A 21,298-nucleotide genomic window follows, 5' to 3' on the forward strand; every position below is an offset into this window, starting at 1 on the left:
TCGTTTCCGCTCGACTTGCATGTGTTAGGCCTGCCGCCAGCGTTCAATCTGAGCCATGATCAAACTCTTCAATTTAAGATTTTGTTCGGCTCAATGAATACTGAACATTACATAAAGTAATGCTTGAATTGACTGTGCTCTTATTGGTTTTTACTTTTGAAAAAGTAAAACAAAACAGCTCAAGGCTGCTTCCCAATTCGAATGGTCACTTCGTTTCATTGAAACCTAATTTGATACCGAAGTATCTAATTTGGATTATCATCAACGAGTGCCCACACAGATTGATAGGTCTATATTGTTAAAGAGCTTGCTTTGCGAGAAGTTTTTCTCTCAAAGCGGAGGTGCATTCTAGCGATTTAGTTGTTAGTGTCAAACACTTTTTTAAACTAATTTTTTGTAGAAGCTTTTTACCTCTTCGACCCTGCTGAAGCCTTGTGACGTCTGCCGTGTCGATGGATGCGCATTATAGGGAGAAGATTTTCTTTGGCAATACTAAAAATGCATTTTTTCTAAAAAAACATGCCAAATGGATACTTTCCATCCAACCCCAAAATTACCCAGAAATAACACTCAGGATTTATACAATTTACCCACAAAAAGCTGTGGATAACTACTCATCGCTATCAAAGAAATAAGAAATACGCGAACGCGGATTTAGATACTCTTTTACTTTATCCGGTAATTTTGACGGATGAATCGCGTTAACTATCTTTATATCTTTTGACGCAAGATCAATGATTGGCGCTTGCGTCCTTGGTACTGATGGATCGTAAACCAAGACATTCGGGAATAATAAATGCGATGCATTCACTGAGATAACCAGGCCGACCATATTATTAGAAAGCTGAACTACGGTACCCGGAGGAAACACGCCCATAAACTTAATTAGGATGTTCAGGTTCTCTTCTTTATATAGGTGTTTACAGTTCTTATATAAATGAGAGAGTGCGGTATAAGGAATCTTTTGGTCTGAGACTATCGGGGTATGACACAAGTTATCAAACGCATTGGCTACAGCAATAATTTGAGCAAACTCGTTGATCTCATCTCCTTTCAGGCCTTTAGGATAACCAGACCCATCTCTTAGCTCATGGTGCTGCGCAATCACAATTCTCGCGACTTCGGGAAAAGCCTCGATTTGACTCGCAAGATCGACGCCATATTTAGTGTGCAACTTTAAGTAGTTGGTTTCTGGCTCTGTTAGAGGTAGTTGCTTTCTTAATATTGCAGTCGGGATTTTTATTTTCCCGATATCATGGAATAGTGCGGAGAAGGAAAGCTCTTTCAACTGTGCTGCTGAGTACCCTTTAGCACGGCCAATCATCATCGAGATAACAGCCACGTTCAATGAGTGGAAATAAATATCTTCAAACTCATTTTTTCCGTTCATCAGATGTAACGTAACATTATCATCGCACATTAACTTCTCGACGATATCTTCAATAAGAAGCTTTGCTTCATCAACTGCTGCTGTCGGACGGTTACGGATTTTAGTCATGACTGAACGCATACGTGCCAGAGAGCGCTCAAACTCTTTTTCACACTGAATCACGCGTCGACGGTATGCACTTAACTTCTCTATGCGGTTCTGTTTTTCTTGCCACATTTTTTGAGTTTCATGATCTAACGACGCTTCATTTGTTACTCTGTCAGCTTGTCTTTGATCAACAGGGAGTGGAACGGCATCGCTTTGCTCTGGATTAAAGTAAACGAACTTTACGCCGAGGTGGCGGATCATCTCGACTTGCTCTTGGTCTTTAATCTTAAAGCTATTGAGTAGAAAGGGGTGATCGTTCCACTTTAGCGGAAGACGGATATGTAGTCCGGGTTGAATACGATCGACCGTTAGTTTAATGGCTGCCACTTATTCACTACTGATTTATATTTCTTAAGAGAGTTAGAATACTAGTAAATTTTGTGAATAAATTCATCAGTAACTATCAAAACATCAAACCGTTATTTCTAAGCGACTCACTTAATTAGATAGAAGTAAGCTACTTTAAGGAGCGATCTGCTTTGCGTATTTTAAGCTTGGCCTCGAACACTGGCTTGTCTATTACTTCTTGATCTTTGACTAGTCCCATTAACGTTTGTACCGCTACACGGGCCATGTCACTGATAGGAAAGTGCACTGCTGATACTGTAGGGTAAAGACTTTCACAAAGATCAACACTGTCAAAGCTAGTTAATGAGATTTGCTCTGGTACAGAAATACTGTGCTCGTGTAAGTACTGCATTGCGCCAACCGTCATTTCTTCACTGCACGAAAAGACAGCCGTCACATCAGGGTGTCGTTGTAAAATTGCAGCCATTGCATCATAACCACTTTGCCGGCCATAATTCCCTTCTTCACACCAGCTTTCATCAATATCTATACCAGCATCCTTCATTGCATCAATATACCCAAGCTTTCTCAATACACTGTTATGACGTTGGGATGGACCGGCAATACAAGCAATCTTTCGATGAGCACCAGCTAAAAGGTGCTCAACGGCAATACGACTTGCATGATGATGGTTAAAGGTAACACAACGCTCTTCTATTCCTTCCACGTAGCGATCCAGGAGAACGAAAGGTGTTGGCTGTTTAGCTAGTTCACGTAAGTCATCATCTGACAAATAACGACTATGAAGTACATAGCCGTCACAACGTAAATCATTAAAACGCTGAATTGCCTCTTTTTCACCTTGTGCAGAATGATGGCCTTGAGCTGTAATCAAAAACTTCTTATGAATATCCAGCTCGGTCTGAACCTGCTCCATCATCTCGCCAAAGAAGCCCCCCGTATAGTAAGTCACCAATAACCCAACCATATTACTGGATGAGGTTGCGAGTGAACGAGCAATTGCACTGGGACGATAATTCAATTGCGCCATAGCTTGCTCTACTTTTTTTCGAGTTTCCTCGCGAAATTTCCCCTCTCCATTAATAATTCGAGAAACGGTAGAGCGATTTACACCGGCGAGTTCGGCTACATCTTTAATCCTTGCCATAATGCTATTGGGTCCAACTGCAATTGTTATTAAATATTCGTTTGTGTAGAACGGCTGCCAGCAATTCGTAAGGTGCTATAGGGGGCGAAGCTGGCAGCCTTTAATCATACACCGACCATTTGATTGGTAGAAACAAGCTCAGAGTAATCCGTGACAGTTATACCATGCTGAGCTAACTGTTCTTTTAAAATGGGAGAGGTAAGAACTTGTAACTCTAGCTCTCGCTGAAGCGCATAGCCACTCTTTAAGATAAGCGCCTGATCGGCCTCTGCCGGGTGGCACATCACCTCAACCAAGTCATAGTCAGCTTTTAAGCTCAATAAATGTGCCATTAAACCATCCAAGCTCACTTTTTGGTCATAAAACTCATCAGTAAAGATATACCTGATTGTCATCGATTCTTGACACAAGCCAGTGCCCCGCAGTGGCACTCGGTATTCATTCGCTACTTCTTTAATAACGGGCAAAATTTGAGGGTGAGTATGCGCGTGATGATGGCTATCTAAGTGGCTTAGCTCTAACCCAAGCGATAAAAAATGTTCCACCTGAGCTTTTGTTTCATCATAAACGACCTGAGTTTCGAAGTCCTGCTTACTCCAAAGTTCGTCATAGTTGATAAAGTACGATCGGCCGTTGGTCAAGTTAGGATGCTTCGTTATAGGCACACCTGCTGTAAACCTAAGATGAACGCCAATTTTCAAGTCTGGATTATGGCGAGCTAGTTCTAAGGCATGTTGCTCAGCATCCATACCCACCATCATGGTGGTTGAACGAACCACACCTTGCTGATGAGCTTTAACGATGCCGCTATTTACACCTCTCGTTAAACCAAAATCATCAGCATTAAAAATGACTTTCATCGGCGCCCTTCCTTAGTCTTACAACGTCGTTAGTTTAAATTGAGGTAAATACGGAGCGTTCACCGCCAGAATATCATCCAGGATTGACTTGGCGCGGCCAATGTCAGGCACCAATGCGTTATTGGTTAATGCCATAAGCGCCTTGTCATAATTACCTTCGACAGCAGCTTCTATTGTTAGCTGCTCATACGCTTTAACTTGATAGAGTAATCCTTTGATATTGTTTGACAACTCGCCAACCGCAAGAGGTTTCGCCCCCCAGCTACCAATCACCGCACTACATTCAATCACAGCATCGTCAGGTAGGCCGTTGATCGCTCCATTATTTAAAACGTTAACAACATGAATACTATTACGATTGTTATAAATTGAATCAACTAGGTTCAGTGATGCATCAGAATAATAAGCACCACCCCGCTCCTCTAACTCTTTCGGCTTATGATCGAGGGTAGGATCTTGATAGAGCTTAAATAGCGCATTTTCTGTTTCCATTACCTGCTCAGCACGAGTGCCTTTTTCATCGGCACTTTGTTTCTCTTCAGCAAGCATGGCATCAGTTTGGTAGAAGTAGCGATGATAAGGACATGGTATCGCCCCCAGTGCTTTTAGAAATGCAGGATCCCACGGCTCTTCCCAGATATTCTTCATACTGAAGTTGGCACCATCACCGACTTTCTCTAATACCGTTTGAGTAATATCTTCCCCATTGAGCCATGCTTTGTGTACCCACACGAGATGGTTTAACCCAGCAAACTCAAGTTGTAGCTCTTTTGGCTCGCACTCCATCATTTCTGCAATCATCATTTCCATTGAAACGGGCACATTGCATAAACCAATACTCTTTACTTTGGTGTACTTACTGACCGCTTCGGAAACTAAACCCGCTGGGTTGGTGAAATTGAGCATCCATGCGTTTGGAGCCAACTCTTCAATGTCTTTACAGATATCAAGAATGACCGGAATGGTTCGCAGTGCTTTAGCAAAACCACCAGGGCCCGTTGTTTCTTGGCCGATGACGTCGTACTTGATTGGGATTCGCTCATCGTTAGCGCGTGCAGCAAGGCCACCAACACGAAACTGCGTCATCACAAAATCCGCATCTTTTATCGCAGCACGGCGATCGAAACCGGCTTTTATCTCAATTTTTGCTCCGGCTTTATCGACCATTCGCTGAGCCAATCCTTTGATGATCTCAAGCTTCTCAGCTCCTGACTCAATGTCCACAAAATGGATTTTCTTAACGGGTAAATATTCTAAGCGCTTAATAACCCCTTCAACCAATTCCGGGGTATAGCTACTACCACCGCCAATAATGGCAAGTTTGATCGCCTCTCTAGACATTTTCATCCCCCTTTATTTGTTCGAGATTTTTTTGTTCAGTGCGACGATTTCTACAGCCATCTCTTGAGCCAAAATCGTAGTCATTAGGTGATCTTGAGCATGCACCATCACTAACGTCATCGGGACTTTCCCTTCTCCCTGATCTTCTTCAATAAGCTGAGTCTGTATTAAGTGGGCTTTATTAATGCACTCTCTTGCTTGAGAGAGCCTCTCATCAGCCGCTTCAAAATCTTGTTCTCGAGATAAACGCAATGCCTCGTAGCTTAAACTTCTGGCTTCACCAGCATTGCAAATGATCTCCATTACAACCAATTCTTGTTCCATCATTTTCTCTCCGAAAATCGGGCCGCGGTAATTGCGGCCCATTAAGCACAGTTAAGCAGTAACGCCTTCGCCTGACGGCTGCGTATCACCTTTAGTTTCCTTCGTCGTTGGTAGTTCTTGCTCCAACATTTGCTTCTCAAACATTTTGAAGAATGGGAAGTAGATGATTAGATCAAGAATTAATAAACCAATGACGAGCAATACTGGCGCAAAGGTCCAACCGCTACCCCACGAAGCACCTATCAGTGCCGGTGTTGTCCAAGGTGTTGTAGCGACCCCCATACCCACAAAGCCGACATGCACAGCAAAATACGCAATCGTAGCGTTGATGACTGGAGCGAAGACGAACGGGATAAACAAGGTCGGGTTCATCACAACTGGGCTACCGAAGATCACAGGTTCGTTGATTTGGAAAAAGCCAGGCACCGCACTCATTCGACCAATGCTCTTAAGGTGAACAGAACGGCTAAACGACATCAGCATAACAAGAGCAAGTGTTGCACCAGAGCCGCCAATAAAGATGTAAAAATCCCAGAACGGTTGAGTAAATACGTTTGGAATCGGTTCACCTGCAACAAAGGCTTCAATGTTGGCACCAATGTTGGTCAAAAAGATTGGAGAAAGCAGTCCAACAACAATTGCAGCACCATGAATACCCGCAAACCAAAGCAGCTGGCAAAGCAATAAAGCGCCAATAATGGCAGGCAATGAGTTAGACGCACTAATTAGCGGTTTAAAGATAGCCATAACAGCATCTGGAATCAGCATGTCGTACTGGGTTTGTACAAAAAGGCTAAGTGGATATAAGGTAATGAATATCGCTAAGACTGGTAGCAATACTTCAAATGATCGCGCAATCGCCGGTGGCACCTGCTCTGGCATGCGAATCGTAATATTGTGCTTTTTCATAAAACGGTAGAGCTCCACCGAGAAAAATGCACACATCACTGCGGTGAAGATCCCGGTTCCGCCCATGTGAGACATAGACAACGCGCCATCTTTAGCTGGGGCCGCAATGAGTAAAAAAGACATTAGTGACAATACAGCACTCGTGATCCCATCCATCTTGTAAGCCTTCGCTAAACTATAAGCAACGCCCAGCGAAACAAAAATGGTCATGACCCCCATCGACATGTTGTATGGCATCATTATGGTATCAAAATGTGTAGTGGCGAAATCGAGCCAAATTCGACCAAAAGTAAAGGTTGTATCTTCGGCAAATGGGGGGAATGCAAAAATCAAAATGAAACTACCGACAATAATAAACGGCATTGCGACAATAAAACCGTCTCTCATTGCGCGAACATGGGGCTGATTCCCCACTTTAGCTGCTATAGGGGCTATATGCTTTTCGACTGCGCCTATAATTGCGTCATAAAGCTTCATAGAATCCATCCTTATTTTAGGCAAAAGAATCCCGCATCAAATATTTATATTTGATGTACAGTTATCTTTTTAATTTAAAACTATAGTTTAGTTAATTAATTCTAATGCTTGCTCTAGTACTTCTTCTCCCTTCATCATTCCATAATGCTGAGGAGAAATAGCATCAATGTTTTTACCATGCTCTTGCGCCGTTTTTCTTAGCTCTTCTAGCTGAAAACGTACTTGAGGCCCGAGAAGACAAACATCGTACTCTTTAATTGCATCTTCAAACGCATTCACTGACATTGCATCAATTTTGCACTCAATTCCTTTATTTTCAGCAGCTTGCTCCATTTTCTTAACAAGCATACTGGTGGACATCCCTGCGCTACAGCATAAAAGGATCTTTTTCATAGCCTTACTCCCGTTGTGTAAATTTCAACCTGTAAAAACTGTAGCAAAAATAACCAAGACAAAAAAGCGCAACCGGTTGCATTATTCGTGAACACAATCCCAATTTAGAAAATACCACCTATTTTTTTGTAATTATTTAGGTCTAGGATAAAAGTCATAAAATAATTTAAGACATCACATTAAGTTTCAAATTATCAATATTTTACTACTGACAACGTCGTTATTAATTTCTTAAAAGGAATAGAGAATGAAATTTAATAAATTGGCTATTGCAACGCTTGTAAGTGCCGCACTATCACAACACTCATTTGCTCAAACCGACTCTAAAGGCACAATTTATCTAACGTTTGATGATGGACCAATCAATGCATCTATTGACGTTATTCAAGTACTTAACCAGGAAGATATCAAAGCGACGTTTTACTTTAATGCTTGGCATTTAGATGGAATTGGTGATGAGAATGAAGACCGTTCCCTAGAAGCCTTAAAGCTCGCATTAGACACTGGTCATATTGTTGCGAACCACAGTTACGATCACATGGTGCACAACTGCGTGGATGAGTTTGGACCGAACAGTGCTGCGGAGTGTAATGCGACCGGGGACCACCAGCTTAACTCGTATCAAGACCCTGTTTACGATGCCTCAATGTTTACGGAAAACTTATCTGTGTTAGCAAAGTATTTGCCGAACATTACAAGCTACCCGAACTACAAGGCAACAGAGTTTGCTAGACTGCCCTACACCAACGGTTGGCGCGTGACGAAAGACTTCAAAGCAGATGGGTTATGTGCCACGTCTGATGACCTGAAACCTTGGGAACCAGGATATGTATGCGATACATCCAACCCATCCAACAGTGTAAAAGCAGCTATCGAGGTTCAAAATATCCTAGCGAATAACGGCTATCAAACTCACGGTTGGGATGTGGACTGGGCACCTGAAAATTGGGGCATTGAAATGCCAGCAAACAGCCTTACAGAAGCAGAAGCATTTCTTGGATATGTGGATTCCGCGTTAAACACTTGTGCACCAACAACGATTAACCCGATCAACTCCAAAGCTCAAGAGTTCCCATGTGGTACACCTTTACACGCCGATAAAGTTATCGTATTAACTCACGAGTTCCTATTTGAAGATGGTAAGCGTGGCATGGGGGCAACGCAAAACCTACCTAAGCTCGCTAAGTTTATACAGTTAGCAAAACAAGCGGGTTATGACTTCGACACAATGGATAACTACACACCGAACTGGCAAATTGGTCATAACTACGACGCTGGCGATTACGTCTTACACCTAGGTACTGTATACCAGGCTGTAACAAACCATACTGCACAACAAGATTGGGCACCGTCTCCAACCTCTAGCCTCTGGACAAATGCGGACCCAGCCACTAACTGGACTCAGAATGTTTCCTATAAACAAGGCGATGTGGTGACTTATCAAGGCTTGCGTTATCTAGTTGATGTACCGCACGTGTCCCAAGCAGACTGGACTCCGAACACTCAAAATACCTTGTTCACAGCTCTATAGGCTGTTCCTACTATCACCATGTAGTAGTTTGCGCGAGGCATACCCCTCGCGCTTTTTTGTTTTGAAGATCCAGATACAACAAAGCCCCGACTCTCATCGAGGCTCTGTCTTAAAATATGGTACCGGTGGACGGAGTTGATTGGACTGGCATTCCTGCCGCCACCGCGAAGGCAACGCTAACTTTCTTTTGATATTTACGAACACCTAAAACGACGAAAGGCCGCTATAAAAGCGACCTTTCTAATATGGTACCGGTGGGCGGACTTGAACCGCCACGCCCGAAGGCAACGGATTTTGAATCCGTCGTGTATACCAATTTCACCACACCGGCATCTTTGGGCTATTGCCCTTTGATGGTTGGCATTATACGTAAGCTTTTGACCTGCGCAAGCAGAAATACCTTAAATAACTATCGTTTGCTGATAATTTCGCCACAAAGTGTGACAAAGCTGTACTCATAAGAAACGTACGCTCCATTTTCTACTACTCTTCCAGATGAAAATGAGTATACGAAACTCTTTTTAAGTTCTATTCACTGTAATATCAGAAACATAACCATTCCCAATGCTCGACAACGCATTATGGAGCATCTCTGCGGTATCTTCTGCTTGCATGAAGTGACTCGTGTCTATCGTGTTGCCGCTTGTTTTCCAGAATTCCGTATCCATTCCACCAGGATAAACCGCGATAATTTTCATAGGTTTTCCTTTTAGCTCCAAACGAACCGACTCAATTAATCCTTTGACGGCCCATTTCACTGCACAATACGTAGACTCTTGCGCTTTAGGTTGTTGCGCGGCTGTGGACATGATCATGACCACTTTTATTGGATGATCTTTGTAACGCTTTACTAACTCTCTTAGCACATGAATCGCAGTATTCAGGTTGTTATCAATCAACTTTTGAATCTCTTCCGGCTCCTGCTCTTCCAGTAAGCCAAAATAACCACTTCCCGCACTATGAATGACCATTTCAGGCGGCTGTTTCATCCCATCAAAGAGCTGTTTCACACCTTGATGTAATGAGAGGTTGCAAGCTTGATAACCAACGTTATGAGAGAGTTGTTTTGCTAGTGCGGATAGTTTTTCTGTATTTCTTCCTATTACATACGTCTCTTTGCCTTCCGCATCATAACGCTTTGCTAGTTCCGCCCCTAAACCGCTACTTGCACCTGTAATTACAATCATGCGCTACCTCTTTTCAATCACATACTTTTAATTCATCTATCAATTAAGGTAACAGAATCGTGGTAATTCACACCTCAAGAGCACCATTCTTTGAAGCAAGCAGCTTTCTTACTTTCGTGATGCATGAAATATCAAGCAGAACGACGGGCATTTAACCTATGCTTAAGCAAGAATAACTTTCTGAATTTTCTATCGACTTTCTAGTGAGAACTGAATAGGAGCAAAGAATGACTGGGTCAAAATGGCAGTGGTTACTGAAACAGATGACACGAAAACTGTGGGTCCGGACGTCACTCTACGCATTACTAGCTGTTGCTACCGCCTTAATGTCGATTGTTTTAAACCAGTTCATTACTCTGCCCCCTGCCATCAACGTCAGCAAGGATTTGTTGAACAACATATTAAATATCCTCGCAACCTCCATGCTTGCAGTGACTACATTCTCTCTCAATATTATGGTCTCAGCGTACAGTGCCGCTAGTGCAGGGGTAACGCCGCGAGCGACAAAACTGTTGATGGAAGACAGCACAACACAAAATGCCTTAGCAACCTTTCTTGGCTCTTTTCTATTTAGTTTGGTAGGAATTATCGCGCTAGGTATTGGGGCCTATCATCAACAAGCACAAATTTATCTGTTCATCGTGACTATCGCCGTAATCGTGATGATCATACTCACTCTGCTACGTTGGATTCAGCACCTTTCCGTACTAGGAAGGGTCAGTGAAACCACTTCATACGTGGAGCAAGCCTTGTTAGATGCGATAAGAAAACGGGGCAAAGAGCGTTGGCTAGGTGCTCACCCGTGGAGCCACCCAGAACATAAACCCAGAGGAAGTAAACCTATTTTGAGCCAAGAAATTGGCTACTTACAGCATGTTGATATGCATCATCTCGATAGTATTGCTGAAGCAAACCAATGCACCATCTACCTTGAGCGACAACCGGGAAGTTTTGTGTACGTAGGTCAACCATTGGCTTGGGTTTGTGGAGAATTGCCAGACGAAAGCGAAGTAACGGCAGCCTTCACGATTCGAACAGAGCGTTCATATGATCAGGACCCTCGCTTTGGTTTAGTCGTTATGGCGGAAATCGCCTCACGAGCACTATCTCCGGCTGTAAATGATAATGGCACCGCGATTGACGTTCTTGGGCGTTCTGTACGAGCACTTTCATTATGGGGAGACCTACTCAGTGAGCCGCCTACCAAAACTCGATATCCTAGACTATTTGTGCCCGCATTGAGCTGCCAGGATTTGTTTGATGATGTCTTTTTGCCGATAGCACACGATGGTGCAGCGCAACTCCAAATACAGATTCGCCTACAAAAGGCCTTGCTAGCTCTCTCTAGTATGCACCCTAAGTTATTTTTGTCACCAGCAATCAAGCTGTCAGAAAAAGCTTTAGAGCTTTCATTAAGCCAACATTATACCGAAGATGAGAAACACCAACTCTCTCAGCTATCTAATCTGGTCACAGACCAAAAAGCCAATGGTTAAGAGAGTCGAATTCAGTTGAAACATATTGCTGCACGGCCTCGTGTATCATGACATGTGCTGATAACGTAGGGCAGAAAAGTCTCTTCGTTTATACACAATTAAAGACTCTGTGCGTTAGGTCTCTTTTCTCTTGGTGAGGGAATCTATATTCTGACGCACAATTTTTAAGGTAAGTGATGGAATAATGACAACGTCTACAACTCTTCCACCTGCTGGTCTCTTTCGTCGACTTGCAGCGTTGATTTACGACACATTGATTATTATCGCAATTGAAATGATGGCCGCAGGTATTGTTATGGCCGTTGTGTTTGCACTAAATGCAGCAGGATTGTTGAGCTATGGCGAGTACGCTGATGCCGCAGATATGCTCGGAAAGCACCCTGTATTGAGCCCTCTATTTACACTTTATCTTGCGGGTGTGTGGATATATTTCTTTGTGTTCTTCTGGACGCGAGCAGGACAAACTCTTGGGATGCGCGCTTGGAAGCTTCGAGTTCGCAATGCCAAAGACGGAGCACCAATTACGGTAACTCAAGCTCTGATTCGTATTTCGACATCTGGCTTTGGCTTGGCAAATTTGACTGTACCGATTGATCCGAAGAAACGTGGTTTCCACGACATTTGGGCCAAAACAGAGGTTGTTGTATTACCTAAGGCAAATTAACTTGTCTAGGAACACAAAAAAGGAAGGCGTAATGCCTTCCTTTTACATTTGGTTCGGTAAAACTTGGTTTATTCGATGATGCTTCAGTTATAGCTTTCTTCGTAGCAGTGCAATCGCAATAGCTAAGAACACCAAACTCGGGGCCAAAGCACCAAACACTGGGGATATGCCATACACCAAGCTTAATGGGCCAAAGAACTCACTGGATATGTAAAAAGTAAACCCGGCAACCACGCCCGACAATACCCTTGCCCCCATGGTCACGCTTCTGAGTGGACCGAAAACAAAAGATAGCGCCATTAACATCATCACAGCAATTGAAAGCGGCTGAGTCAACTTACGCCAAAACGCCAACTCATAGCGAGATGCATCTTGTTCCGATGCTTTCAGGTAAGTCACATAATCATACAAACCGCTCAGTGACAATTCCTCTGGCTTCACGGTCACCACAGCTAGCTTATCTGGTGCCAAAGAGGTGTGCCACTCCATCTGTTCGATGTCTTGCTTTGAAATTACGTTTTCATTTTCCATGTCCGTAATCTGTACGTAGCGCATCAGCCAGTTGTTATCTTGTTGGTAGTCGACTTCTTCGGCGAAAATAACTTTTTGTAGATTCTTATCATCATCAAAACGCCACATATTTAAAGCATAAAGCTTGTCGTCTTCGACTTTACCGATAAAGATAAAGTCGTTTGCGTCACGAGCCCACACACCTGAGCGCACAGACACAATGCTACCACCTGATATCGCAAACGCACGTAAGTCACGGGCCATCTTCTGGGCCTCAGGAGCGCCCCATTGACCTAACGCCATAACGACAATCATGAGCGGGACGGCCGTTTTTAGTACCGATAACCCGATATCCAGCTTAGAGAAACCAGCAGCTTGCATCACCACCAGCTCAGAGCTTGAAGCCAACATACCTAAGCCGATCAGGGCACCGAGTAATGCCGCCATTGGAAAGAACATTTCGATATCACGCGGCACACTGAGTAACACAAAGTACAACGCATGAGTGAGGTCGTATACACCTCGCCCTACTTTACGTAGCTGTTCTACATATTTGATGATGCCCGATAAGCCAACAAACGTCGCTAAAACCAAGGCAGTGGTAGAGATGATGGTTCTACCGATGTAAAGGTCTAAGATTTTGAACACAGCTTACGCGAGCCTCTTCTTGCGGAATTTGTCTTTTATTCGTCTAGCAGCAACGCTGTCCATCATATTCGCCATGATAGCAACAATCAGCAACATCGCATTGATTGGCCACATACCAATAGCAGCCGGGATGTCACCATCTTCTAATGCAGATTTGGTTGCACTGATCGCCAAGAAATACGCTAGATAGATCAGAATCGCAGGCCCCATTTTGGCAAACCGTCCCTGACGCGGATTCACCGCAGACAAAGGAATAACGAGCATTGTTAAGAGTGGAATACACACAAATAACGAAATTCGCCATTGTAGCTCCGCTTGCGCCTCTGGATCTGGGTGACCTATCAAGTCAACCGTTGGGTATGCTTCCCAGTCTCGCCCTTTCTTTTTGACCTCACGTTGGCCGATAACACCTTCGTATTCATCGAATTTCGTGATCATATATTCAACGCGAGTAGGCACACCTTCATAACGCGTACCTTCTTTCATAGTGATGATCTGACGACCGTCCGAAAGCTCTTTTACTTCACCAGAAGATGAGAACATCACACTCGGTAACACTGAATCTCGAGGGCGCATCTGCGCAACAAAAACGTTGCTCAAGGTATTGTCTTTAATGTCATCGATGAACACAACCGATGAACCGTCTGGTGTACCTTGGAACTGACCTTTTTTAAGTAGGTCAACGCTGTTTTCTGACGCTACCTGCTCATAAAGCTGCTCAACGCGGTCTTGAGACCACGGCGATAGCCACAACGCATTGAAAGCCGCCACCGCTGAAGTAATCAACGCTAGGTATAAGGCCGCTTGAACCAAGAATTTATTACCAATACCTGTCGCGTTCATTACGACAATTTCGCTCTCTGCATACAGACGACCAAATGTGATCAATATGCCGATATACAGACTTAAAGGCAGCATTAACAGACCCATTGCTGGCATGTTCAAACCAACAATCGAGAAAATCAATCCAGCAGGAATATCCCCATCAGAAGCATCAGCAAGAACACTTATGAATTTCTGGCTTACAAACACCAAAAAAAGTACGAAAAAAATCGCAAATTGGCTCTTGAGTGTTTCGCGGATCAAATATCTAACAATAATCACGCTGAAATTACCTATACAAAACTTGTTTTTTTGGTCGAATCACTATAGTTTCCCGTTGAACCATTTATTTTTTTAAAAATTATAAACTAGATGTTAGTCGCTTAATCAGCTCTGCATGTAAGCCTGGAGCTAAAATTCAACAAGTAAGCGATCATTATCTAACATTTAGAGCAATTTGTCTTCAGGATGTAGGAGTACGCATGGAGTTCAGTGTAAAAAGTGGCAGTCCAGAGAAACAACGTAGCGCATGTATCGTTGTTGGTGTGTTTGAACCACGTCGCCTTTCTCCAGTAGCCGAACAACTTGATAAAATCAGTGACGGTTACATCAGTTCACTACTTCGCCGTGGTGATCTAGAGGGTAAACCTGGTCAGATGCTGCTACTGCATCAAGTACCAGGTGTTTTGTCAGAGCGCGTTTTACTTGTCGGTTGCGGCAAAGAGCGTGAACTTGGCGAGCGCCAGTACAAGGAAATCATTCAAAAGACGATCAGCACACTTAACGAGACAGGCTCAATGGAAGCGGTATGTTTCCTAACTGAACTGCATGTTAAGGGTCGTGATACATACTGGAAAGTGCGCCAGGCTGTAGAAGCGACTAAAGATGGTCTATACACATTTAATCAATTCAAGAGCGTGAAACCTGAGACTCGCCGCCCACTGCGCAAGCTTGTTTTCAACGTACCAACGCGTCGTGAATTGAACTTGGGTGAAAAAGCAATCACTCATGGTCTTGCTATCGCATCAGGTGTCAAAGCCTCAAAAGACCTTGGCAACATGCCGCCAAACGTAGCTAATCCAGCTTACCTTGCTTCTCAAGCTCGTCGTCTAGCGGACGATTACGAAACCGTAACCACCAAAATCATTGGTGAGCAAGAGATGGAAAAACTGGGTATGACCTCTTACCTAGCAGTAGGCCGTGGTTCTAAAAACGAATCTATGATGTCTATCATCGAGTACAAAGGTAACCCTGACTCAGATGCAAAACCGATTGTGCTCGTAGGTAAAGGTCTAACCTTCGACTCAGGCGGTATCTCTCTAAAGCCGGGCGAAGGTATGGATGAGATGAAGTACGACATGTGTGGTGCGGCATCGGTATTCGGTACAATGAAAGCGCTAGCGAAGCTAAACCTACCAATCAACGTTATTGGTGTTCTAGCGGGCTGTGAAAACATGCCTGGCAGCAACGCTTACCGTCCAGGTGACATCCTAACGACCATGTCTGGTCAAACTGTAGAAGTTCTGAACACGGATGCTGAAGGCCGTCTTGTTCTTTGTGACGCACTGACTTACGTAGAGCGTTTCGAACCAGACTGCGTGGTTGACGTTGCAACGCTAACTGGTGCTTGTGTTATCGCACTAGGCCACCATATCAGCGGCGTAATCTCTAACCACAACCCTCTTTCTCATGAGCTAGTAAACGCTTCTGAGCAAGCGAGTGACCGTGCATGGCGTCTACCAATGGCAGACGAGTACCACGAACAGTTGAAGAGCCCGTTTGCGGATATGGCAAACATTGGTGGTCGCCCTGGTGGCACAATTACTGCGGGTTGCTTCTTATCTAAGTTCGCGAAGAAGTACAACTGGGCACACGTCGATATCGCAGGTACCGCGTGGAAATCAGGCGCAGCGAAAGGCTCAACGGGCCGTCCTGTCTCAATGCTTGTCCAATTCCTTTTGAACCGCAGCGGCCAAGAGACAGAAGAGTAATTTCTGAACAGAATCTAAAAGGGCCGCAAGGCCCTTTTTTATTATCCTAATTTTCTAAAATGAAAGTGGGACTTAAGATGGTCTTAGGAAGAGACCCAAGGCAAGTGAGAGAATGATGCAAACTGCAACCTTCTACATCATTAACGAAGAGAGCCCGCAAGCAACGGTGGCTGGCTTTGAAGAATACATCGTGTTTTTGGCTCAGCACTTTGCTCGCCAAGGCGCTAAAGTGTATTTAAACTGCCAAGACAAACCACACGCCGAGCAGCTCGCTGAAGCCTTTTGGCAAGTTGATGCAGACAAGTTCATGGCACATAACCTCGTAGGCGAGGGACCGAAATACGCCACCAATATTGAAATCGGCCATGAAGGTGTAAAACCTAATTGGAACCGTCAGCTGGTAATTAATTTGGCGGAAAATGAGACAACCTTTGCGAACAAGTTTGCTCAAGTGGTAGACTTCGTGCCCTGCGAAGAAAAAGCTAAACAACTCGCAAGAGAAAGATATAAAATTTACCGTCAAGCAGGTTACCAGCTGCAAACGATCGAAATTCAATATCCTTAACGGTCAATCCTTATAGTTAAGGCGATCTTGTTAAGATCCCTCACTTATAAAGATTGACTAAGATTCAACCATCAACGTATCCATTAAAAGAGCGCTATGGAAAAGACATACAACCCAACTTCAATCGAACAAGCTCTGTATCAGACTTGGGAAGAGAAAGGCTACTTTAAGCCACACGGTGACACTACTAAAGAATCATACAGCATCATGATCCCGCCACCGAACGTCACTGGTAGCCTACACATGGGCCACGCGTTCCAAGATACGATCATGGATACGCTTATCCGTTGTGAACGTATGAAGGGTAAAAACACCCTTTGGCAAGTAGGTACTGACCACGCTGGTATCGCAACTCAGATGGTTGTTGAGCGTAAGATCGCTGCAGAAGAAGGCAAAACAAAACACGATTACGGTCGTGAAGCTTTCATCGACAAAATCTGGGAATGGAAAGGCGAATCTGGCGGCACTATCACTAAGCAGCTTCGTCGTCTTGGCGCATCTGTAGACTGGGATCGTGAACGCTTCACGATGGACGATGGTCTATCTAACGCCGTTCAAGAAGTGTTCGTACGTCTATACGAAGACGATCTAATCTACCGCGGTAAGCGTCTAGTTAACTGGGATCCAAAGCTACACACAGCGATTTCAGATCTAGAAGTAGAGAACAAAGACACTAAAGGCCACATGTGGCACTTCCGCTACCCACTAGCAGATGGCGCTAAAACAGCGGATGGCAAAGACTACATCGTTGTTGCAACGACTCGTCCAGAGACCGTGCTAGGCGATACGGGTGTTGCAGTTAACCCAGAAGATCCACGTTACAAAGATCTTATCGGTAAAGAAATCATCCTTCCTATCGTTGATCGTCGCATCCCAATCGTGGGCGATGAGCACGCAGATATGGAAAAAGGTACTGGCTGTGTGAAAATCACACCTGCGCACGACTTCAACGACTACGAAGTAGGTAAGCGCCACCAGCTACCAATGATCAACATTCTGACTTTCGACGCGAACATCCGCGACTCAGCAGAAGTATTCAACACTAACGGCGAAGCAAGCGAAGCTTACAGCACTGAACTACCAGATAAATACCACGGTATGGAGCGTTTTGCCGCTCGTAAAGCTATCGTTGCTGAATTCGACGAGCTAGGTCTACTTGAAGAAGTGAAAGATCACGATCTACAAGTTCCTTACGGCGACCGTGGTGGCGTGGTTATCGAACCAATGCTAACTGACCAATGGTACGTGCGTACTGCGCCTCTAGCGAAAACTGCAGTTGAAGCAGTAGAAAACGGCGACATCCAATTCGTTCCTAAGCAATACGAAAACATGTACTTCTCTTGGATGCGTGACGTTCAAGACTGGTGTATCTCTCGTCAGCTATGGTGGGGTCACCGCATCCCAGCTTGGTACGACAACCAAGGTAATGTTTACGTAGGTCGCACTGAAGAAGAAGTTCGTAAGAACAACAACCTAGAGTCAGTCATTGAACTGCACCAAGACGAAGACGTACTGGATACGTGGTTCTCTTCTGCACTATGGACGTTCGGTACTCAAGGTTGGCCAGAGCAAACTGACGACCTGAAAGTATTCCACCCTTCAGACGTTCTAGTAACTGGTTTCGACATCATCTTCTTCTGGGTTGCGCGCATGATCATGATGACCATGCACTTCGTGAAAGACGAAAACGGCAATCCACAAGTACCATTTAAAACGGTTTACGTTACTGGTCTAATCCGTGACGAAAACGGCGACAAGATGTCCAAGTCGAAAGGTAACGTACTTGACCCAATCGACATGATTGATGGTATCGACCTAGAGTCTCTCGTAGAGAAGCGTTGTGGCAACATGATGCAGCCTCAACTAGCGAAGAAGATCGAGAAGAACACTCGTAAGACGTTTGAAAACGGTATCGAAGCATACGGTACAGACGCACTGCGTTTCACTCTTGCAGCAATGGCATCAACAGGTCGTGATATCAACTGGGATATGAAACGTCTTGAGGGTTACCGTAACTTCTGTAACAAACTATGGAACGCAAGCCGTTACGTAATGATGAACACAGAAGAGCAAGATTGTGGCTTCAACGGTGGTGAGATTGAATACTCACTAGCAGACAAGTGGATCGAGTCTCAGTTTGAACTCGCAGCGAAAGCGTTTAACAACCATATCGACAACTTCCGTCTAGATATGGCTGCGAACACGCTTTACGAATTCATCTGGAACCAATTCTGTGACTGGTACCTAGAGCTTACTAAGCCAGTTCTATGGAAAGGTACTGAAGCACAACAGCGTGGTACTCGTCGTACATTAATCACGGTTCTTGAGAAGACTCTACGTCTAGCTCACCCAGTGATTCCTTACATCACTGAAACTATCTGGCAAAGCATCAAGCCATTAGTTGAAGGTGTAGAAGGCGAGACAATCATGCTGCAAGCACTGCCTCAATTCGACGAAGCAAACTTCAACCAAGAAGCGCTAGACGACATTGAATGGGTGAAAGCGTTTATTACCAGCATCCGTAACCTACGTGCTGAATACGACATCAACCCTGGTAAGCCGCTTGACGTTATGCTGAAAGCAGCAAATGCAGAAGATGCCTCTCGTCTAGAAGCAAGCAAGCAAGTACTGATGTCACTAGCGAAGCTAGAAGCAGTACGCGTGCTTGAAACTGGCGAACAAACTCCTGCATGTGCGACAGCACTGGTTGGTAAGTCTGAGTTGATGATCCCAATGGCAGGTCTGATCGACAAAGATGCTGAGCTTGCTCGTCTAGATGGCGAAATCAAGAAGACTCACGGCGAAATCAAGCGTATCGAAGGCAAACTAGGTAACGAAGGCTTCGTAGCGAAAGCACCTGAAGCAGTTGTTGCTAAAGAGCGTGAGAAGCTTGAAGGCTACAAAGAGACACTAGCTAAGCTAGAAGAGCAGAAGACAACGATCGCTGCGCTTTAAGCCTCAGTGAAAGAGAAGAATTAACACTTCTCACTTTTGGTTCAAAGGTTGGTCATCATGGCCAACCTTTTTTGTATACATTTCACCAAAACCATCATCAATAGCTTCCCCCTATCACAACAATACTCATTACCCATTAGCATTAATGAGAATTATTATCGATAATGAACTCATCGAAACAAACACGATTGAGTAATTATCATGAAAAAGACACTAACTTTCGCAGCACTGCATTTTACTATCGCATTTAGTGTCGCTTACGTACTCACAGGCGACATTCTAATTGGTAGTTTAATTGCCATGATTGAGCCTTCAGTGAACACCGTAGCCTTCTACTTTCATGAAAAGGCATGGGCAAAAGTCCCAGCACTTAAAGCTCGTCAGTGGATGACCAAATTAAAAACCGCAAGCTTTGCGACCGTGCACTTCAGCGTCGCTTTTACCGTGGTTTACTTACTAACAGGTGATGCATTTGTCGGCGGCGTAATGGCGATGCTAGAGCCGAGTTTGAACACGGTGGCTTACTACTTCCACGAGAAAGTATGGATGCGTAAATCATCAGAAAAAGCTCCAGCACCGCAGTTTTGTTTACATCACCACGCTTAAACATGGAGGCTCACTACGTCTCCTAACGAGAAAAATGACATTTACCATTGACAAGGTTGCGCACCGCAATTAATTTAATTGCGGTGCGCAACTTTATTTTTAGAGGTAAGTGATAATGAACGCTCGTCAACTTCGACACTACTCCCGTCAAGCCGTCCGATTGCTTGGTATGCTTGATAAACAATGCGGCGATGTCGCTCTCACTCCAGTGCAAGCGCACGCATTGGGTGAAATCCAATTGCAGCCATTGACCATCAATCAGCTGGCACAGCAGCTTAATGTCGACAAGTCCAACGCGAGCCGAACCGTTACTGGTTTGATTAAATTAGGTTTGGTCGAGAGCATCGAAAACCCAAAAGACAAACGTAGTCAACTCGTAGCGATTACAGAGCAAGGCCAACAGGCGTTATCACAACTGGACCAACAGCAAAACCACTTCTTTGAACAACTGCTTACCCAACTCGATGACAGCGAGCAAGAGCAACTCAAACTTGGTCTAGAGACTTACCTAAAAGGGCTAACAAAAGTGTGTCAGTCTGAGGAATACGTTCTTCGGCCTCTTACTAAAGCAGACAACCCGCAAGTCGCAGATGTGATTCGTAAAGTCTCTGCAGAATACGGCTTAACCGCAGACAAAGGTTATGGTGTGGCCGATCCAACGCTTGATGATATGTATTCGGTTTACAATCAATGCGGGGCCGCCTATTGGGTCATTGAACATCGCGGAGAGATCGTTGGTGGCGGTGGCTTTGCCCCTTTAGCTGGCGAGCCAAATGTGTGTGAACTACAAAAGATGTACTTCTTACCTCAAACACGAGGACACGGTTTAGCCAAACGCATCGTCGCATTGAGCTTACAATTGGCGGAACAATTTGGGTATCAGCAGTGCTATTTAGAGACAACTGAATGTCTGAGAGAAGCGGTAAGCTTGTATGAAAAGCTAGGCTTTGAGCATCTCGATGCCCCGCTTGGACAAACAGGGCATGATGCATGTGAAGTCGTAATGCTTAAGATGCTGTAATAGAT

At 44.4% G+C, this 21,298-nt stretch carries 18 protein-coding genes, 1 tRNA gene and 1 rRNA gene; 8 read left to right on the forward strand and 12 right to left on the reverse strand.

Annotated features, from left to right (window positions below; all coding sequences use genetic code 11):
* From R7M92_RS18310 to R7M92_RS18345, 8 genes are all read right to left on the reverse strand, one after another.
* Positions 1 to 75 (reverse strand): 16S ribosomal RNA (locus tag R7M92_RS18310); the annotation flags it as partial.
* Positions 76 to 610: 535 nt separating this feature from the next.
* Positions 611 to 1,864, reverse strand: coding sequence for an HD-GYP domain-containing protein (locus R7M92_RS18315; protein ID WP_005381029.1), 1,254 nt, complete (start codon positions 1,862 to 1,864; stop codon positions 611 to 613).
* A gap of 130 nt (positions 1,865 to 1,994) precedes the next feature.
* Complete coding sequence (locus R7M92_RS18320) at positions 1,995 to 2,993, reverse strand: LacI family DNA-binding transcriptional regulator (RefSeq protein ID WP_053303320.1); 999 nt, start codon at positions 2,991 to 2,993, stop codon at positions 1,995 to 1,997.
* Between the two features lie 104 nt (positions 2,994 to 3,097).
* On the reverse strand, positions 3,098 to 3,853 hold the full coding sequence (gene chbG, locus R7M92_RS18325) for a chitin disaccharide deacetylase (protein WP_318133947.1): 756 nt from the start codon (positions 3,851 to 3,853) through the stop codon (positions 3,098 to 3,100).
* A gap of 18 nt (positions 3,854 to 3,871) precedes the next feature.
* Positions 3,872 to 5,194 carry a 6-phospho-beta-glucosidase gene (locus tag R7M92_RS18330; RefSeq protein WP_318133949.1) on the reverse strand — a complete coding sequence of 441 codons (1,323 nt, stop codon included), beginning with the start codon at positions 5,192 to 5,194 and terminating at the stop codon, positions 3,872 to 3,874.
* A 12-nt stretch (positions 5,195 to 5,206) separates the two neighbouring features.
* Positions 5,207 to 5,518, reverse strand: a complete 312-nt coding sequence (locus R7M92_RS18335) for a PTS lactose/cellobiose transporter subunit IIA (protein ID WP_025767646.1) — start codon at positions 5,516 to 5,518, stop codon at positions 5,207 to 5,209.
* Positions 5,519 to 5,569: 51 nt separating this feature from the next.
* Complete coding sequence (locus R7M92_RS18340; RefSeq protein ID WP_318133951.1) at positions 5,570 to 6,904, reverse strand: PTS sugar transporter subunit IIC; 1,335 nt, start codon at positions 6,902 to 6,904, stop codon at positions 5,570 to 5,572.
* Positions 6,905 to 6,991: 87 nt separating this feature from the next.
* Positions 6,992 to 7,297: a PTS sugar transporter subunit IIB gene (locus R7M92_RS18345; RefSeq protein ID WP_025767645.1), complete on the reverse strand. Its 306-nt coding sequence runs from the start codon at positions 7,295 to 7,297 to the stop codon at positions 6,992 to 6,994.
* Between the two features lie 247 nt (positions 7,298 to 7,544).
* Here R7M92_RS18345 and R7M92_RS18350 point away from each other — a divergent pair, with 247 nt between their 5' ends.
* The gene (locus R7M92_RS18350; protein WP_258480502.1) at positions 7,545 to 8,828 is read left to right on the forward strand and encodes a carbohydrate-binding protein; all 1,284 of its coding nucleotides are present in this window, start codon (positions 7,545 to 7,547) and stop codon (positions 8,826 to 8,828) included.
* 246 nt (positions 8,829 to 9,074) lie between these two features.
* Here the strand turns inward: R7M92_RS18350 and R7M92_RS18355 are convergent.
* Together R7M92_RS18355 and R7M92_RS18360 are read right to left on the reverse strand one after the other, a co-directional pair.
* Positions 9,075 to 9,159, reverse strand: a tRNA-Leu gene (locus R7M92_RS18355).
* A gap of 190 nt (positions 9,160 to 9,349) precedes the next feature.
* Positions 9,350 to 10,015 (reverse strand): SDR family NAD(P)-dependent oxidoreductase, encoded by a 666-nt coding sequence (locus R7M92_RS18360; protein WP_137282380.1) that lies wholly within the window; start codon positions 10,013 to 10,015, stop codon positions 9,350 to 9,352.
* Positions 10,016 to 10,242: 227 nt separating this feature from the next.
* Between R7M92_RS18360 and R7M92_RS18365 the strand changes: the two genes are divergently transcribed.
* Complete coding sequence (locus tag R7M92_RS18365; RefSeq protein WP_005385537.1) at positions 10,243 to 11,511, forward strand: DUF2254 domain-containing protein; 1,269 nt, start codon at positions 10,243 to 10,245, stop codon at positions 11,509 to 11,511.
* Positions 11,512 to 11,695: 184 nt separating this feature from the next.
* Positions 11,696 to 12,175 (forward strand): RDD family protein, encoded by a 480-nt coding sequence (locus R7M92_RS18370; RefSeq protein ID WP_005381070.1) that lies wholly within the window; start codon positions 11,696 to 11,698, stop codon positions 12,173 to 12,175.
* Positions 12,176 to 12,262: 87 nt separating this feature from the next.
* Here R7M92_RS18370 and lptG read toward each other — a convergent pair whose 3' ends face one another.
* Together lptG and lptF are read right to left on the reverse strand one after the other, a co-directional pair.
* Entirely contained in the window at positions 12,263 to 13,333 is a 1,071-nt protein-coding gene (lptG, locus tag R7M92_RS18375) for an LPS export ABC transporter permease LptG (protein WP_005381071.1), read from the reverse strand.
* Between the two features lie 3 nt (positions 13,334 to 13,336).
* Positions 13,337 to 14,437, reverse strand: coding sequence for an LPS export ABC transporter permease LptF (lptF, locus tag R7M92_RS18380; protein ID WP_005381072.1), 1,101 nt, complete (start codon positions 14,435 to 14,437; stop codon positions 13,337 to 13,339).
* Between the two features lie 200 nt (positions 14,438 to 14,637).
* Between lptF and pepA the strand changes: the two genes are divergently transcribed.
* From pepA to R7M92_RS18405, 5 genes are all read left to right on the forward strand, one after another.
* Entirely contained in the window at positions 14,638 to 16,146 is a 1,509-nt protein-coding gene (gene pepA / locus R7M92_RS18385) for a leucyl aminopeptidase (RefSeq protein WP_005381073.1), read from the forward strand.
* A gap of 115 nt (positions 16,147 to 16,261) precedes the next feature.
* Positions 16,262 to 16,711 (forward strand): DNA polymerase III subunit chi, encoded by a 450-nt coding sequence (locus tag R7M92_RS18390; RefSeq protein ID WP_031777270.1) that lies wholly within the window; start codon positions 16,262 to 16,264, stop codon positions 16,709 to 16,711.
* A 96-nt stretch (positions 16,712 to 16,807) separates the two neighbouring features.
* Positions 16,808 to 19,666, forward strand: a complete 2,859-nt coding sequence (locus R7M92_RS18395) for a valine--tRNA ligase (RefSeq protein WP_248487084.1) — start codon at positions 16,808 to 16,810, stop codon at positions 19,664 to 19,666.
* A 201-nt stretch (positions 19,667 to 19,867) separates the two neighbouring features.
* Positions 19,868 to 20,272: a DUF2061 domain-containing protein gene (locus tag R7M92_RS18400; RefSeq protein ID WP_005381078.1), complete on the forward strand. Its 405-nt coding sequence runs from the start codon at positions 19,868 to 19,870 to the stop codon at positions 20,270 to 20,272.
* A gap of 115 nt (positions 20,273 to 20,387) precedes the next feature.
* Positions 20,388 to 21,293 (forward strand): bifunctional helix-turn-helix transcriptional regulator/GNAT family N-acetyltransferase, encoded by a 906-nt coding sequence (locus R7M92_RS18405; RefSeq protein WP_080996865.1) that lies wholly within the window; start codon positions 20,388 to 20,390, stop codon positions 21,291 to 21,293.
* The last annotated feature ends 5 nt before the right edge of the window (positions 21,294 to 21,298 follow it).

Source organism: Vibrio sp. Vb2880, from assembly GCF_033337975.1.
GTDB classification, from domain to species: domain Bacteria; phylum Pseudomonadota; class Gammaproteobacteria; order Enterobacterales; family Vibrionaceae; genus Vibrio; species Vibrio alginolyticus.

Excerpts from the sequence above, each read along its gene's own strand:
- R7M92_RS18320 (WP_053303320.1), bottom strand. The coding sequence starts at position 2,993 with ATGGCAAGGATTAAAGATGTAGCCGAACTCGCCGGTGTAAATCGCTCT.
- R7M92_RS18390 (WP_031777270.1), top strand. The coding sequence starts at position 16,262 with ATGCAAACTGCAACCTTCTACATCATTAACGAAGAGAGCCCGCAAGCA.
- R7M92_RS18400 (WP_005381078.1), top strand. The coding sequence starts at position 19,868 with ATGAAAAAGACACTAACTTTCGCAGCACTGCATTTTACTATCGCATTT.
- chbG (WP_318133947.1), bottom strand. The coding sequence starts at position 3,853 with ATGAAAGTCATTTTTAATGCTGATGATTTTGGTTTAACGAGAGGTGTA.
- R7M92_RS18340 (WP_318133951.1), bottom strand. The coding sequence starts at position 6,904 with ATGAAGCTTTATGACGCAATTATAGGCGCAGTCGAAAAGCATATAGCC.
- R7M92_RS18350 (WP_258480502.1), top strand. The coding sequence starts at position 7,545 with ATGAAATTTAATAAATTGGCTATTGCAACGCTTGTAAGTGCCGCACTA.
- R7M92_RS18395 (WP_248487084.1), top strand. The coding sequence starts at position 16,808 with ATGGAAAAGACATACAACCCAACTTCAATCGAACAAGCTCTGTATCAG.
- R7M92_RS18370 (WP_005381070.1), top strand. The coding sequence starts at position 11,696 with ATGACAACGTCTACAACTCTTCCACCTGCTGGTCTCTTTCGTCGACTT.
- R7M92_RS18360 (WP_137282380.1), bottom strand. The coding sequence starts at position 10,015 with ATGATTGTAATTACAGGTGCAAGTAGCGGTTTAGGGGCGGAACTAGCA.
- pepA (WP_005381073.1), top strand. The coding sequence starts at position 14,638 with ATGGAGTTCAGTGTAAAAAGTGGCAGTCCAGAGAAACAACGTAGCGCA.
- R7M92_RS18335 (WP_025767646.1), bottom strand. The coding sequence starts at position 5,518 with ATGGAACAAGAATTGGTTGTAATGGAGATCATTTGCAATGCTGGTGAA.
- R7M92_RS18405 (WP_080996865.1), top strand. The coding sequence starts at position 20,388 with ATGAACGCTCGTCAACTTCGACACTACTCCCGTCAAGCCGTCCGATTG.
- R7M92_RS18330 (WP_318133949.1), bottom strand. The coding sequence starts at position 5,194 with ATGTCTAGAGAGGCGATCAAACTTGCCATTATTGGCGGTGGTAGTAGC.
- R7M92_RS18345 (WP_025767645.1), bottom strand. The coding sequence starts at position 7,297 with ATGAAAAAGATCCTTTTATGCTGTAGCGCAGGGATGTCCACCAGTATG.
- R7M92_RS18365 (WP_005385537.1), top strand. The coding sequence starts at position 10,243 with ATGACTGGGTCAAAATGGCAGTGGTTACTGAAACAGATGACACGAAAA.